The organism is Reichenbachiella sp., assembly GCF_033344935.1.
Classification (GTDB): Bacteria; Bacteroidota; Bacteroidia; order Cytophagales; family Cyclobacteriaceae; genus Reichenbachiella.
In genome coordinates this window covers 2,858,492-2,873,312 of the sequence record NZ_JAWPMM010000001.1, presented here as the reverse complement: position 1 = coordinate 2,873,312, position 14,821 = coordinate 2,858,492, and the positions used below count along the sequence as shown (strand labels likewise).

Below are 14,821 nucleotides of genomic sequence, written 5' to 3'. Positions count from 1 at the left end.
TCTTCCTTAAATGGGTAAAGTGCTCATTTATTTAAATGTGAATATACGATATGTCAAAATCCCAGAATAGCTTCATCAAAAATCAGAAGGCCAAGAAGAAAATGCTTAAGAAGAAAGAAAAAGAGGAGCGACGAAAGGAAAGACAAGAAAATAACAATAAAGGAGGTGATTTGTCAGATATGATGGCATATGTAGATGAGTTTGGAAATATTCTCTCTGAGCCTCCTGAACCAAAGATTGAAAAGAAAGAAGATAAAAAGGACTAACTAGTAGAATTATCTATAACTTAAGCAAAGAATTTTTTTAATAATTTAATAAACAATGCAAGGAACAGTAAAATTTTTCAATGACGCCAAAGGATTTGGTTTCATTAAGCCATCAGATGGAGGAGACGACATTTTTGTACACACTTCAGGTCTAGTGGATGAAATCAGAGAGAATGACGAAGTTGAATTTGACACCGAAAGAGGTAAAAAAGGAATCAACGCGGTAAACGTAAAAGTTTTGGGTTAATCCTTTCTTTTGATATCATACAAAAAAGACAAGCGAGTTCTAATGAACTCGCTTTTTTTATGCTATCATATTAGGCCCTCTTACCGAAGAGCCAAGTTCTTTATTTAATTGTTCGATGAAATGGGCTGATAACAATGGAGATTCTTCCTCCAAATTTTGATGTACAAAGAAATACAATTCTTTCAAACCTTGTGCTTTCCACTGCTTGACTCTATTCACCCAATCATTTAATCTTTTATAATCCGAGGGGTGATTAGCTCCCACATATCTGACAAATGCAAAAGGACTTGTCAATCGCATATGTAGTAAATCTCTTCGACCAGCGGTATCCGTGATGATGTTGGCTATTTTGTTCGCCTCAAGTAACTCATATAGTTTTGAACTATTCTCCTTATTGTTGTACCAATCCGTATGTCTTAACTCTACGGCTAGCGGGATACCGGTGGGCCAGCTTAAGATAAATTGTTCAAAAGTATCCCAGTTTTTGGGAGCAAAGTTGTCAGGCATTTGAAGAAATGGCATGCCCAATTTGTTGCCAAACCCTGCAATACTATCGCAGTATTCAGCAACAAGTGTCTCGCAGTTGCTTAGTCGCTGAAAGTGACTAATTGATTGAGGAACCTTAGGGAAAAATTTAAAATCTTCTGGCGTTTTTTGTGACCACTTAACGGATTGTTCGTTTGGAAAAACTCGATAGAAAGTTGCATTCAGTTCAATACTATTAAATTGAGTCGCATAATAGGCCAATTCATCTTTGGTGCCACGTGGGTAAAACCCTTTTAAGTCCTGCCGATTCCATTTGGCGCAGCCCACGTAGATTTTACTCAATCCATCTTTATTCGTAGATAAAATTCTTTTGTTTTTTGGATCATCAGCCGGCAAGTTGAAGTCCACAAGATCTGGGTTTTCTACACTTCCAAATTTCATAGCTTAAATGTAGTATCAATTGAACCAACTAATAACCTGAATATATAGGAATATTTTTTTTGAAGAAATGTCATTAGGCAACATCTAAGTGTGATGGCAATTGAAATGTTCCAGTTTTAAAAAGTGAGGGTTTAGATTTGGATAAAACCAAAACCTATCTTATGCCTATCAGAACATGAATTTCACTGGAACTTTTCTGTTTCCAGACTTTCAATATTTTTTAAAACCATAAACTATTTAACCATGAAAACTATTTCTACCATTTTGTTGGTGGCTGTTTCCTATTTTGGGTATGCCCAGCATATGCGGCATCCCGGCGGCCTCAATTACACAGTTTCTACTTTTTTAAACTCGCCTGATGCGGATGTAGACGATGCACTTGCTTTTGATTCAGAAGGCAATTTATACGGCTCTAACTTTGCCGGAAATTCTGTTTACAAAATCACTCCATCTGGAGAAGTAAGCACTTTTGTAACTGGCTTGAGCAATCCCAATGGTCTTGCTTTTGATAGTCACGATAACCTTTATGTAGCTGAGTACAGTGGTTCGGCTATACATAAGTACGATATTGAGGGTAATCTTCTCCAGACCTATCCAATTGATGGGTTTCCTTCAGGAATGATTAGTGCCTATCATAGTGATAATGTTATTTTCACGACCGCAGATTTCAACGATGAGGCTAATAATATGATTGCCGAATTGTCTCCTGATGGGAATATAAATGTTTTACATCAAGGAGCACCAATTAACCTTGGAGTTGGGTTAGCCTATGGACCTGGTGGCACACTTTATATAGGAGATTATTTGGATCGAGAAATTTATAGATTGACAAGAAATGGTGATTTGGAATATGTGGCTACAGTTCCAGCACCTGATAATTTTGTCCCATATTTGGCATTTATCGCATACGCCCAAGGTTATTTGTATGGCACGGTATACGGGGAGAATAAGATTTATAGAATAAACCCTCGCAAGGTGGATGATGTTGAGATATTTGCCGGTAGTACTTATGGAGATACAGATGGCCCCTTGTCTGAGGCTACTTTTGGCTTTCCTGCTGGGATAATAGCAAATAGATCTGGAAATACTCTGTACGTTTCAGAGTTTAGCGGAGTAGGAAATATCAGAAAAATAAAGAGAGGTGGAGGTAGACCATGTTATACAAGGATAAAGCTCAATGCCTATCCAAATCCAGCCTCTGGTCAATTAAATATTCGTGTGGAGTCATCTGATGCTGATGTGCAGTTGATTGTATATGATAAAATGGGTCAGAAAGTGTACGAGGAAACGTATGAAACTTCTGATAACCTGTTGATCAGTAATATTGATTTGACCGGATGGGATTCTGGTTTGTATGAACTTAAGGTTACTAGCGGTGACAATCAGACGTCAAGACGGATTGTTGTGAGGTGACATTATTGCTAAAGAGATAGGAGGCTATGACCACTATCTCTTTAGTTCTATTTTTATGGTAAACTTGCCTGAAACTCAGCGTAAGTCATGCCAGTTTCAACAACGGCGTCTTTACTGCAGCCTAAATCATTCGCCTTAGCATTTATATCTTCTACTCTTGAATCTGGGGCAGGGTGAGTGCTGAGCCATTCCGGACCGCTGCTTTGACCAGATTCAGTCAATTTTTCAAAGAAGGTGGCAGCTCCATTGCATGCATAGTCCGTATCTTGCAAATAAATGACGGAGTGTTCGTCAGATTCCGCCTCGTCTTCTCTACTAAACTTTAATGAAAAGAAACCAGCAGCCATTTGAGCTAATTGGGTATCGCTTGCCTGACCAAAAATAATTTGAGAGAGTAGTTGCAATCCCAATTGCTGTTTCATCTGATCACTAGAGTGCCTTTCGGAAGCATGAGCTATTTCATGACCCATAACACCTGCCAGGTCATCTGCTTTATCCAGATATTTAATCAGTCCGGTATAGACATAGATGTAACCTCCTGGAGTGGCAAATGCATTAAGTACATCTTGATCAATTATTTTCACTTCATCATAGTGGAACAAATCCTTGTACTTCACGTCATCGCTAGCCACAATAGCGGCTGTCATATCACGGATATAATTGTAGGCCTCAGGATACTCCGAGTCTGACAGGACTGGATAATCAGTAGGGTTGGCAGCAATTTGTGCTACCACGGATTGACCCAAATTCACATCATTAGCAGGGGTAAGGCCCGTCAATTGGTCCAACACTGAACCGTCTTCTTCATTACAAGAAAGGAATGTACTACCAACGATAGGTGAACTAAGTAAATATTTCAATGCTCTCATTTATTATGGATTTGAACTGCAGAATGATATTAATTTCAATACAAAGTTAAACAAAAGGTAAGAATGATAATCTCCTTCAAAAGCGTCTTTTGAGTCCTTAATATTATATCTAGCTTTGTGCAAAATTTACATACATGCAGACTTTCGATTCACTTCAACTCAAAAACCCACTTAAAAATGTCATCGCCGACTTTGGGTTCGAACAGCCTACTCCCATTCAGGTTCAGGCGTATCCAGTGATATTGTCTGGTAAGGACGTTGTTGGGGTTTCTCAAACGGGAACAGGAAAGACCTTTGCATACATGTTGCCATTACTCCAAGAGTTAAAGTTCTCTAAGCAACAGCATCCGAGAATATTGATTTTGGTACCTACTCGAGAATTAGTTACTCAAGTGGTAGAGCAGATCGAATCATTAGCTAAATACATTAATATTCGTGTGTTGGGTGTTTTTGGAGAGTCGAATATCCGTGTTCAGAAAGAAGCTTTGGCTGAAGGACAGGATATCATAGTAGCTACTCCTGGGCGCTTGTATGATCTAATCATCAATCGGGCCTTGCAGCCTCGTGATATTGCTAAGTTAGTGATTGATGAAGTCGATGTTATGCTTGATTTGGGTTTCAGAGTACAGTTGACTAATCTTTTTGAATTGCTTCCATCGAAAAGGCAGAACATCATGTTTTCCGCAACCATGACCGAAGAGGTGGATACGTTGATAGAGGACTTTTTTGATGCGCCTGCTAAAATTTCCATTGCCGTTAGTGGTACTCCTCTGGACAATATCCAGCAGTCTTGTTACGAAGTAAAGAACTTTCATACAAAGACCAGATTGTTGAATCACTTACTTGAAGACCGGAATGAATTTCACAAGGTGGTAGTTTTTATATCCAACAAAAAATTGGCAGATCGTTTATTTGAAGCTGTGGAAGAATTATTTGGAGCTCAGGTGTGCATCATTCACTCCAATAAATCACAAAACTATCGTCTACGTTCAGTTGAAGAGTTTGATGAAGGGAGTAAGCGTATTTTGATTGCAACTGATGTAATTGCCAGGGGATTGGATTTAGACAAGGTATCACATGTCATCAACTTTGATGTGCCCAATTATGCGGAGAATTATATGCACCGTATCGGACGGACGGGCAGGGCAGAGGAATTAGGTAAATCAATCTTATTTTTTACCGAAAAAGAAAAAGAGCAAAAAGAGGCTATTGAGTCATTAATGGATTACCAGATACCATCCGTTGAATTTCCCGAAGAGGTAGAAATAACTAATGAACTGATTCCGGAAGAAAGGCCAAAAATTGCGGAAAGTAATTACAATAGAAATACAAAACCTAAGAAAATTATCACCCCAGATGCCGAGAAAAAGGAGAAAAACAAGAAAGTAAATCTCGGCGGTTCCTACAAAAGAAAACTGGCCTCTAAGCACAAGAAGCCTAAAACCAGAGGAGATAAAAACCAAAGCAAAAAAAGAAAAAAGTAGATGTACTTAGTTCAATAAAACGAAGGCACCCCAATAGTAAGGCTCTGGGAAGTCTTGTCTGAGCCTTTTTTGAGCAGAAATGAATGCATCATTCTTACTCTTCCCATTCATCCATTCGCCATAGAAGTAGGTCATTAGGTTTTTAGTAGCCTCATCGCTTACTTTCCATAGACTCATGATCACAGATTCCGCGCCTGCTACCTGAAAAGCACGCTGAAGGCCATATACACCTTCCCCTGATTTTATTTCTCCTAAGCCTGTTTCACAGGCACTGAGCACTACTAAGTCAGTGTCTTTCAAATCTAAAGTGAGCACTTCATAAGCCGTCAGAATACCATTATCAGTTTTACTGGTTTCGTTGCTGTGTTCATAATCAGAAGATTGCATGGCATTTTCTGCATTAGCCAACATCAACCCAGATCTAAGTAATGGGTTGGCTTTGGCTTGGCTCACTTCTATGCCAAGGACCTTTTCACTAGAAGTGTTATCCTCTGGTAAAAAGAATCCATGTGTAGCCACGTGCAGTAATGATGGGGAACTGATTTTTTTGAAATTATCTTCTGAGGCGTTCCCCTGCATATATGTGCCTACCTGATATCCCTTCGACCTTGTGATTTGACTGATGGTTTCAATTTCAGCTTTGGTGCCCGGTAACGACACTAATAAACCTTGGTTGCCGTAAGTAGGGTAGCCGAAAAAATCTGCTTTTTTATTCTTCGAACTCGAGGACTGATTGAGTAAATCACGGGTACTTGAATAAAGATGAAAGTCCATTCCATCAGATACAAAAGATTGATCAGGTTTCCTTAATGCGCTGATGTTCACTTGAAAATAAATTCCATCTAAAGAGAGATGCACGTTTTTAACTCCTCCTAATTTCTTATCTACCACTTGCCAGTATTTTTCGTAAAGAATCGGATTATCAATTTTTAAGCGCACCATATTTTGATAGCCTTTGGCATATTTTCCATCTAGTTCATTTCCGTTGTTGATTAAGGCTAGGCTAGGGTGTTGGGCATTCGGGTCAGCGATAAGAAAGGCATACGTTTTATCACTGGTAAAACTATTCTTGAAAGTTGGAAAGCCAATGACTTCAATAGCCACATCTGTTGGTGAGAGACTGGATTTGATGTCCTGTAGCGAGGCACTTGGGAGTTTGTTGGCTGAAGCAAAATCAGAAGATACTTTGCTTAATTCTTTCTCCAACTGATTGGCCTTTTGCTCAGCTGATGGAAGATCAATTTTCATCTCTTCCAATTGAGTTTTAGAATAGGTATAATATAATAGCAAATCTTCCTTGGCCCGTTGCCAGTTTAAATATAGTGTCTTTAAACCTTCATTGTCACTACTTAATATCTCTTCTCTCATTTTGGTAGAAGCACTAAATAATATTCCTTTTGTTTTCAATTGGATGTTATACATTTCGGTGAGAAGTGCTGGTTCTTCCGTGCCTCTCTCGCATGCATAATTGTAGAACTTAAGGATAGAGGGTCTGATTTGTGCCCAGTATTGTCCTTTTTCATATTCACTCATGGCTGCAAAGTTTTCCTCTACCAGGTCCAGATTGGAGGAGATCACTTGTTTAAATCTCTCATTGGCTGAGCTATAATTTCCTTGTTTCCAGTCTATTACTGCCAAGTCTTCAAGTGACCTCAAGTAGTCCGGATGATTGGTTCCGAAATATTGGTCGTACGCCTCGTTGACTTCTGTCAGAATATTTTGAGCCTCTGTATAGTTGCCTTGATATAAGTGAAATTTACCCAGATTGTGGTTGGTTTTAATATAGGCTGGATGTTGCGTGTTGTATTTCTGCGCAAATATTTTGAGTGCATCTTCAAGCAGTGATTGTACCTGATCCAGTTTGCCAGACTCCATGAGTACACTGGCTAGATAATTTTCCACATTGGCATAGTCGGTCTGATTTCTTGCCATTCGCTTTCTCTTCAATTCGAGCACTTCGTTGAAGATGTTTTCAGCTTCATTGTATTTGCCAGAGCTATAATAAATTAGCCCTTGATTGATTTTAAAACTTACATTATCACGCCCCTTGGCTCTTAGCTCGTCACCAGCCATAGTCATGGCTTTTGCAATGGAACTTTCAGCTTCCTCAGCTTGGCCTATTTCGTTGTAATACAATGCCAAATTGCTTGTCATGATAGCGTGGGATAACGAGTTTTCTTTATCATGCTTTTCAAGCAAATTGGCCGCTTTATTAAAATACTCTTCAGCCGATGTGTATTTACCTTGTGACTGGAGAATCACAGCATAGTTATTGTAAAGAGAGGCAAGGCCAATGCATTCATTTCCAATTTCTTCTTTGAAATAATTGATTGTGTTTTTCATCAGCCCTTCTGAAAGGTTGTATTTACCCTCGGCATGGATGGTAATTGCTAGATTGGCCATGGTTTTCCCAATGGCATACTTTTCTTCAATAGAGACCGTGTCCATAGTCAGCATTTGACGTATATCAAAAACTGAATCAAGAGAGATTTGGCTGAAACTTTCAGCATTCGTGAATAAATCAATGGCTTCCAGGAATTTATAGGTGGCTATTTCTGGGTGGATGTAAATAGAGAATTCGGCGGTGCGGTTCAGCTCAAAAATCTTTTCGTAAACCTCCGGTTCTACTGTTTCTCCGTCTGTAGTATAGTCTGATCCTAAAGTATAGAGCAAGCTTTCTTGACTGTCGCGATTAGCGAAAAATGACGCTCTGTTGCCCTGCGAGAATATGTAATTGTAGAATGAAGTATCCTTTTTAAGCTGCTCGGCTTTTAGTTTTGCTACTTCACTGTCGGTATCAAACAGCGTGTTTACCGCTTCTAGATTCTCTTTTTTTACTAGGTCGTCCAATTTCAACTTCCCAATTTTGAATTGGGCAGCAAGTGGCTGTGCTAAAAGTAATAGAAAAAGGATGGGTAATGTCAGGTGCTTCATTTCAGTAAATTTTGGTATTCGAAGTTATAAATTATTCTGAAACACTCACTTGCAATCGTTAATCTTCTTAGCCTTTAGAACTTCGGCTTTTAGTGAGTTTACTTTCATACTGGCTATTGGATAGCACCTGATTCATCATCTTAATTACATCGTCAATTTCCAAAGAAGTATCGTTGATGTGTTTCAACATTTCTGGAAGTTCTTCTTGATCAAAAGCATTGTTATTGAGAAGTAAGCTGGTAAGTCCTAAAAGTCTGGACAATGGGCCTCTTAATTCATGTGAAGTTTGGAAAGCATACTCTTCAAGATGGTTTAATAAAATCTTTCTCTCCTGATCCTGCTTGCTTTTTTCGGTAATATCCAATTTGTTGAGCCATAGCCACTGCACTTTATTGTCTTCAATATGTGAGGTGATGTGACTGATAAACCAGCGATTGGTGTCATGTATAGACTCTTCGAGTGTAATTCCTTCAAGTCTATATCTCTGGTCTACATAGGCCTCCATGAGGTTGGTCATAGACTCATTGTGATCCATAATGAATGCCAAATTTTCCCCGACTAGTTTTTGAGTATCATTCTCCAGATACAATTGTGCAAATACATCATTGCATTCAACTAATTTGAGATGCTGGATGAGGTGTTCTACCTGTTCGTTTTTTGGAAGGCTGATATCTAATGGGGGATCCAGTTCCAGCTGAGCTATTCCTTCGAAACTATTGGTAAATAGTTTTCTGTACTTTTCCTGACTTTCCTCCAATTGATTGGCGATCGCTATTAACTCCCTTTGTTTGTTTTGTAAATCTTCCGTTCTTTCAGCTACAACTTCTTCCAGGTTGGAAGTTAATCTGTCCAGCTTTTTGTTGTTTTCAACTAAATGAATATTCGCCTTCTCGTAGATATATAGCAGATAACCGATAATTAAGTTGAAAATGGCCCAATAGTAGATAGAGGTTTGATAGGTGTAAACATTATCAATTAATATTTCAGCTGTCTGTTCATTACTGTCAAAATAGAGCAGATAAGATTGCTGGAAGAATATACAAACCAGACTGAAAAGCATAGCGGCAGTGAATGCTATAGGCTCTCTTTTATATGAAACTAAAATTTGGGTGACAAGAGATAAGCCTATGATACTTAAGTCAAAATGAAAGTAATAGTCAGATGAAGTACCCTGAACGACCGGATCCAAAACAAGCCAAAAGGCAATCCAAGAAGCCAAATAAATCCATCGACTGAAATCAAACAGACCTTTCCGGTTGAGGAAATAACAGACCAATGAAGCCATGCCGAACATCAACCTGGTAAATTGATCGAAGTTTAATTGTTCAGTAGGAACCAAGAACTCCTTGATGTCAAGAAGATAGGAAATGAAAATAACTACTGGAACAGCCAGAAATATTACATTGGCCAGAATAATTCTTTCCCGCGTGGTGTCTGATCTGGACGTAGCTCCAACCAGAAAATATTGATCAATGAATTTTCTTATTATCACTGTCGAAGTTTAGTTAGGTAATCGAAATATTGGGTGCAGCTGTGTACTTCAATTTAAAACATAAAGTATTGAACACAAAATTAACTAAGAGGAGTTAACTTCATGACATTCAGATCAAAACAAATGGAAAAGAATAAAGATAAATTTATGCGTGAAGCCATTAGGCTTTCCGTTGACAATGTAAAGTCCAACACCGGAGGACCTTTTGGTGCAGTGATCGTAAAGGATGGCAAAATAATAGCTAAAGGCACTAATCAGGTCACTGCAAAGAACGACCCAACGGCTCATGCCGAAGTTGTAGCCATCAGAGCTGCTTGCCAAATTTTAGATACATTTCAATTGGATGGATGCGAAATTTATACAAGTTGTGAACCATGTCCCATGTGCTTAGGGGCTATTTATTGGGCCAGACCTGATAAAGTTTACTTTGCGAACTCTAAATCTGATGCTGCTAACATTCAATTTGATGACCAATTCATCTATGAAGAAATTGCAAAACCAATTGCTGAAAGAAAACTTTTCACCCAACAAATGCTCAGGGAGGAAGCCTTAGAGGCCTTTAAAATTTGGAGTAATAGTGAATTGAAGAAAGAATATTGACTGGCTTAAAAATGAGAGACTAGAATATCTTCCACTTTTTCAACCGAAATGGGCTTGCTCACAAACTCTTGAATCTCACTACAAATTTCAGCTCTTTTTCTGTCCTTGGGATCCATAGAAGTGCTCAACATGACAATAACAATATTCTCTTTCTGTTCGAGTGGCAGGGATCTAAATTGATCAATAAAATCCCAGCCAGATAGGGCTGGCATATTAATATCAAGGAAAATAAGGTTGGGTCGACTAACCTGAAGATAATCTAGTGCTTCCGTTGCACTCAATACCGAACCAATCTGTTTGAATCGATTAGTTTTCTTCAGAATGACTTCGTGGATGAAGTTAGTCGGGACGTCATCGTCAACCAATAAAACATGGTCAATTTGATTCATTTATTTTGGTATGGTAAAGTGAAACCTGGCGCCATATTTTGAATTTTGGTCAAGCCATATTTTACCTCCAAAGGTATCTAAAATTTTCTTGCAATGCGCTAATCCAATTCCATTGCCACCGTAGGTAGTTTTGTTATGCAGCTGCTGATAGATGATGAATATTTTTTCCTCAAACTGTGGATCAATTCCAATTCCATTATCAGAAACTGTAAACTGAAAATATCGATTTTTGTCTGAGTGGGTAACTTCAATCTTACAAGGAATGTCTGGTTTGCTGAATTTCAATGCATTTTCAATGAGGTTTTGAAATAGCATACGGATTTCAACTGAACTGGCTACTACTTCGGGAAGATCGCCGAGTTGAATAGTGGCATTTTTCTCTTGAATCAATCCTTGTAGATCTTTCAAAATATCTTCACAAATTACCTGACAATCAATGGTTTCTAATTGAATATCCTGACCAATCCTCGAATATTCAAGAAGCCCAGTGATCAACTCCTTCATACGAGTAGAAGCGTCCTTTATAAAATCAAAATACAATTGACCTTCGTTACTCAGTTCTTTTTTGTTTTCCGATTGAAATAAGTCAATGTAATTGATGATGGTATGCAGTGGACTTTGAAGATCGTGTGAGGCTATAAAAGCGAATTGCTCAAGTTCTTTGTTCTTCAATTCCAGATCTCGGTTCTTTTGTTTTAAGTCTTCAAATATTTTCTTTCGCTCTGTGATGTCGGAATAGGTCCCGAGTATTCCTATCACTTCTCCGTCATCATTTTTGAGTGGTATTTTATTGGTTTCTAACCAGGATTCCTTTCCATCGGCATGCTTTTGAGGTTCGATGATACCTAGTTCTGACTCCCCACGGTCCATTACTTTTTGGTCGGTTTTAATAAAAAACTCTGCTTCGGACTGTTTCCAGGCTAAATCAAAATCTGTTTTACCTAAAATATTAGGAGCCGCGTCCACACCGGCGTCTTTTGCGAATAGGTGATTAGAGCCTAGATAGATGGAGTCCCTATTTTTCCAAAATATGCGCGTTGGGATGTTGTCTAGAATCAATTGAAACATTTTATCCCTGGATATAGGGAAAATGTCTGATTCTGAGACGTTTTTTGAGGTTTCTTTTTTAGCCATGTTTAGGTGTTAGTAAGTCTAAGATACCAAATCTGAATCGCTTAGAAAAGTGATTAGTAGTTCTGAATCATTTAGTCTCCATTTGTGAAACAAATAATAATTCACTACGTTTGGTCTTCAAATAAGAAACAAATAGATATGAAAGGTTCAAACTTAGGAGAGTTTCAAGAGATTGTCTTATTGTCTATTCTAATCCTCGATGATGAGGCTTATGGTCTGAAGATCCAGCAAGAGCTAAGTACAAGACTCAAACGCACAATGAGTAGGGGGGCTCTTCATACAGCACTGACCAGATTAGAAGAAAAAGGATTTATCTCCTCGCATACAGGTGGAGCTACGGCTGAAAGAGGTGGAAGGAGAAAGCGATTCTACACCTTAACAAATGCTGGTAAAGAATCTCTCAAGCAAGCACGAGAACTACGAGAAGAGATGTGGAGTTTGGTTCCAAAACTTGGCCTGTCATGATAGACTATCAACTTCCCAAATTGTATCTCAAGCTATTTGAATGGTTCTGTAGAACTGAGCTATTCGAAGAACTTCAGGGCGATTTAGAAGAAGCTTTCGAAGAAAACATAAAACTATATGGCGCCAGAAAGGCGCGTAATATCTATCGATTAGAAGTTCTGAAAATGATCAGACCTTCAGTTGTTGGATTCGGTCAATTTTACTCAAAATTTAACCATTTAATCATGTTCAAAAATTATTTCAAAACTTCCATGAGAAGTATGATGAGGAGCCCACTCAGCTCTTTCATTAATGTATTTGGTCTATCGGTGGCGATAGGCATTTGCTTAATTGTCTACGCATTTATTGATCAGGACATCAGTGTAGATCAGTTTCACAAGAATAAGCACGAGGTGCATGTGGTCACTGCTTTTTCTAATGAGGACGGAGAATTGCTTCAATACGGTCAGACTCCATTACCCTTGGCACAGATGCTTGAGAAGGATTTTCCTCAGATAGATCAGGTCTGTAGGATCGAGGACTTGGGAATCGTATTGAAGTATGGAGATAAAGTATTTCATGAACGAGTGAGAATGGTGGATCCCACATTCTTAGAAATGTTCACCTTTCCGATGCAATGGGGCGATACCAGAAGTTTAAAGGACCCGAACAGTATTATTCTCAGTGATGAAATGTCGGTGAAGTACTTTGGAGACTTAAACCCAGTAGGAAAAGATTTGCTCATGAAATTTGAGGATGAATACATCAAATCCTTCACAATTAGTGGTGTTGCAGCGCCTTTTCCAAAAAGTCATGCCATTGATTTCGACTTTCTTGTCAACTTTGAGAATATCAGACAAGCAGAAACGGCATACGATCCGGCCAATTGGAATCGATCTATAAATGCTACTTTAATTTCAATCAGAAATCCTTCAAACATTGATGTGATATCGGATGGAATGGACGCCTATAAATTGCTGCAAAACGAATCTAACCCTAACCGGCCAATAGAATCATTTGCACTTGTGTCCATTGCGAATTTACATGCAGCTTCTAATGATATCATCAATGGTATTTCTTATGGCATGCGAAAAGAAGGCTGGGTGATTTTATCTATCATGGCTGGATTTATACTCTTGCTTGCCTGTATGAATTATATCAATATTGGAATCGTATCAGCGGCCAAACGACTGAAAGAGATTGGCGTGAGAAAAGTGATCGGAGCGAACCGAGGTCTGGTGATTATCCAGTTTTTGGCAGAGAATGTTCTGCTGACCTTTTTCGCCTTGTTGTTTGGGTTGTTTCTAGCCTATAGTACTTTCATCCCATGGTTCAATGGACTCTTTGGGAGAGGACTTGAGTTGGTCCTGATGGATATAGATTTGTGGATTTTCTTATTTGGGATGCTGCTGCTCACCGGCCTAGCCTCAGGTATTTATCCAGCATTGTACATATCCAAGTTTCAGGTTGTGGGCATTTTTAGAGGTTCAGTTCGGTTGGGTAAGAAAAATCCCTTGACAAAAATATTCCTCACTTTTCAATTGATTTTGGCATTTATTGCCATCTCAGGAGGCGTTTGGTTTACCCAGAATAATGCTTACCAGTCTACCAGGAGCTGGGGCTATGAACCATCTGAAGCGCTGTATGTGGATGTGCCTGATCAATCTGCTTTTGATCAATTGTACGCGTCTATGTCGCAGAATCCCAATGTATTATCTATTTCAGGGTCTAGTCAACATTTGGGGCATGGCATGCCAAAAGTTACTTTGGATTTGCCCGATCGAAAGTATGAGGTTGGACAGTTTGCAGTAGATGCTTATTATTTCGAAACTATGGGATTGGATATCTTGGAAGGAAGAGCTTTTAAACCTAATCTGGAAAGCGACAAGAGAGCTATTGTAGTCAATGAGCAGTTTGTACATAACCTGGCACTTCAGCAACCGATTGGCGAGATAGTGAAAATGGACAGCTCAAGGTTTGAAATAGTAGGTGTGGTAAAGGACTTTCACAATTGGGATTTTGATACAAAAATCCAACCCATGATTTTTAAGGTAGCAGCTACAAAGGATTTCCGATATTTATCGATGAAAGTAAGGTCAGGCAAACAAAGCGACGTCTATCAAGGCTTAAGAGAAGAGTGGATGGGTCATTTCCCAAATACCCCATTTCAAGGTGGTTATCAAGAAGGTGTATTTAGTGGATATTTTGATTACTTAGATAGCAGTGCGGAATTCATGCGGGCATTAGCCATTGTAGCAATTATTTTGGCCAGTTTAGGGCTTTATGGACTGATCACTCTAAACGTATCAGGAAGAGTTCGCGAGTTTAGTATTCGCAAAGTATTAGGCGCCAGTGTACAGAGTGTCGCCACGATGATAACCAAACAGTATGTATTGCTATTTGTGCTTTCGATGCTAATTGGCGCACCTGCAGGTTATTTCTTGATCGAGACCCTTTTTGATACGGTATTTGCCTATCACATGCCGATGAATTATTCCGGTCTTATTATATCTGCTTGCTTTTTAGTTTCAGTTCTGCTATCCACGATTTTTACTCAGGTCAGGAAGATCTCCAGATCTAATCCCGTAGATGGCTTGAAAGTAGAGTAGGCTTCGAAACCTA

General features: G+C 38.9%; 13 protein-coding genes. 7 read left to right on the top strand and 6 right to left on the bottom strand.

Annotated elements, in window-relative coordinates:
- Nucleotides 1–50: 50 nt before the first annotated feature.
- Together R8N23_RS12515 and R8N23_RS12510 are read left to right on the top strand one after the other, a co-directional pair.
- Nucleotides 51–266, top strand: coding sequence for a cold-shock protein (locus tag R8N23_RS12515; RefSeq protein WP_318171943.1), 216 nt, complete (start codon nt 51–53; stop codon nt 264–266).
- 55 nt (nt 267–321) lie between these two features.
- Nucleotides 322–513: a cold-shock protein gene (locus tag R8N23_RS12510; RefSeq protein WP_084370440.1), complete on the top strand. Its 192-nt coding sequence runs from the start codon at nt 322–324 to the stop codon at nt 511–513.
- A 57-nt stretch (nt 514–570) separates the two neighbouring features.
- Here the strand turns inward: R8N23_RS12510 and R8N23_RS12505 are convergent, their stop codons facing one another.
- Nucleotides 571–1,440 carry a DUF72 domain-containing protein gene (locus tag R8N23_RS12505; protein WP_318171942.1) on the bottom strand — a complete coding sequence of 290 codons (870 nt, stop codon included), beginning with the start codon at nt 1,438–1,440 and terminating at the stop codon, nt 571–573.
- Nucleotides 1,441–1,683: 243 nt separating this feature from the next.
- On the opposite strand from R8N23_RS12505, the gene R8N23_RS12500 reads away from it, so the two are divergent.
- Nucleotides 1,684–2,853: a T9SS type A sorting domain-containing protein gene (locus tag R8N23_RS12500; protein ID WP_318171941.1), complete on the top strand. Its 1,170-nt coding sequence runs from the start codon at nt 1,684–1,686 to the stop codon at nt 2,851–2,853.
- 53 nt (nt 2,854–2,906) lie between these two features.
- On the opposite strand, the gene R8N23_RS12495 is transcribed toward R8N23_RS12500, so the two are convergent.
- Nucleotides 2,907–3,722 (bottom strand): M48 family metalloprotease, encoded by an 816-nt coding sequence (locus R8N23_RS12495; RefSeq protein ID WP_318171940.1) that lies wholly within the window; start codon nt 3,720–3,722, stop codon nt 2,907–2,909.
- Nucleotides 3,723–3,856: 134 nt separating this feature from the next.
- Between R8N23_RS12495 and R8N23_RS12490 the strand changes: the two genes are divergently transcribed.
- On the top strand, nt 3,857–5,206 hold the full coding sequence (locus R8N23_RS12490) for a DEAD/DEAH box helicase (RefSeq protein WP_318171939.1): 1,350 nt from the start codon (nt 3,857–3,859) through the stop codon (nt 5,204–5,206).
- Between the two features lie 6 nt (nt 5,207–5,212).
- Here the strand turns inward: R8N23_RS12490 and R8N23_RS12485 are convergent, their stop codons facing one another.
- Both R8N23_RS12485 and R8N23_RS12480 read right to left on the bottom strand, forming a co-directional pair.
- Complete coding sequence (locus R8N23_RS12485) at nt 5,213–8,140, bottom strand: CHAT domain-containing tetratricopeptide repeat protein (protein WP_318171938.1); 2,928 nt, start codon at nt 8,138–8,140, stop codon at nt 5,213–5,215.
- 67 nt (nt 8,141–8,207) lie between these two features.
- Entirely contained in the window at nt 8,208–9,632 is a 1,425-nt protein-coding gene (locus R8N23_RS12480; RefSeq protein WP_318171937.1) for a hypothetical protein, read from the bottom strand.
- Nucleotides 9,633–9,755: 123 nt separating this feature from the next.
- Between R8N23_RS12480 and R8N23_RS12475 the strand changes: the two genes are divergently transcribed.
- Nucleotides 9,756–10,232 carry a nucleoside deaminase gene (locus R8N23_RS12475; RefSeq protein ID WP_318171936.1) on the top strand — a complete coding sequence of 159 codons (477 nt, stop codon included), beginning with the start codon at nt 9,756–9,758 and terminating at the stop codon, nt 10,230–10,232.
- A 5-nt stretch (nt 10,233–10,237) separates the two neighbouring features.
- Here R8N23_RS12475 and R8N23_RS12470 read toward each other — a convergent pair whose 3' ends face one another.
- Together R8N23_RS12470 and R8N23_RS12465 are read right to left on the bottom strand one after the other, a co-directional pair.
- Entirely contained in the window at nt 10,238–10,621 is a 384-nt protein-coding gene (locus tag R8N23_RS12470) for a response regulator (protein WP_318171935.1), read from the bottom strand.
- The gene (locus R8N23_RS12465; RefSeq protein ID WP_318171934.1) at nt 10,622–11,755 is read right to left on the bottom strand and encodes a sensor histidine kinase; all 1,134 of its coding nucleotides are present in this window, start codon (nt 11,753–11,755) and stop codon (nt 10,622–10,624) included.
- 138 nt (nt 11,756–11,893) lie between these two features.
- Here R8N23_RS12465 and R8N23_RS12460 point away from each other — a divergent pair, with 138 nt between their 5' ends.
- The gene (locus R8N23_RS12460) at nt 11,894–12,220 is read left to right on the top strand and encodes a PadR family transcriptional regulator (RefSeq protein ID WP_318171933.1); all 327 of its coding nucleotides are present in this window, start codon (nt 11,894–11,896) and stop codon (nt 12,218–12,220) included.
- Nucleotides 12,217–14,808, top strand: a complete 2,592-nt coding sequence (locus tag R8N23_RS12455) for an ABC transporter permease (protein ID WP_318171932.1) — start codon at nt 12,217–12,219, stop codon at nt 14,806–14,808. The genes R8N23_RS12460 and R8N23_RS12455 overlap by 4 nt, the downstream gene beginning before the upstream one ends.
- The last annotated feature ends 13 nt before the right edge of the window (nt 14,809–14,821 follow it).

Bases quoted from the DNA above. Each gene is read 5' to 3' on its own strand.
- R8N23_RS12515 (WP_318171943.1), top strand. From the start codon at position 51: ATGTCAAAATCCCAGAATAGCTTCATCAAAAATCAGAAGGCCAAGAAG.
- R8N23_RS12510 (WP_084370440.1), top strand. From the start codon at position 322: ATGCAAGGAACAGTAAAATTTTTCAATGACGCCAAAGGATTTGGTTTC.
- R8N23_RS12505 (WP_318171942.1), bottom strand. From the start codon at position 1,440: ATGAAATTTGGAAGTGTAGAAAACCCAGATCTTGTGGACTTCAACTTG.
- R8N23_RS12500 (WP_318171941.1), top strand. From the start codon at position 1,684: ATGAAAACTATTTCTACCATTTTGTTGGTGGCTGTTTCCTATTTTGGG.
- R8N23_RS12495 (WP_318171940.1), bottom strand. From the start codon at position 3,722: ATGAGAGCATTGAAATATTTACTTAGTTCACCTATCGTTGGTAGTACA.
- R8N23_RS12490 (WP_318171939.1), top strand. From the start codon at position 3,857: ATGCAGACTTTCGATTCACTTCAACTCAAAAACCCACTTAAAAATGTC.
- R8N23_RS12485 (WP_318171938.1), bottom strand. From the start codon at position 8,140: ATGAAGCACCTGACATTACCCATCCTTTTTCTATTACTTTTAGCACAG.
- R8N23_RS12475 (WP_318171936.1), top strand. From the start codon at position 9,756: ATGGAAAAGAATAAAGATAAATTTATGCGTGAAGCCATTAGGCTTTCC.
- R8N23_RS12470 (WP_318171935.1), bottom strand. From the start codon at position 10,621: ATGAATCAAATTGACCATGTTTTATTGGTTGACGATGACGTCCCGACT.
- R8N23_RS12465 (WP_318171934.1), bottom strand. From the start codon at position 11,755: ATGGCTAAAAAAGAAACCTCAAAAAACGTCTCAGAATCAGACATTTTC.
- R8N23_RS12460 (WP_318171933.1), top strand. From the start codon at position 11,894: ATGAAAGGTTCAAACTTAGGAGAGTTTCAAGAGATTGTCTTATTGTCT.
- R8N23_RS12455 (WP_318171932.1), top strand. From the start codon at position 12,217: ATGATAGACTATCAACTTCCCAAATTGTATCTCAAGCTATTTGAATGG.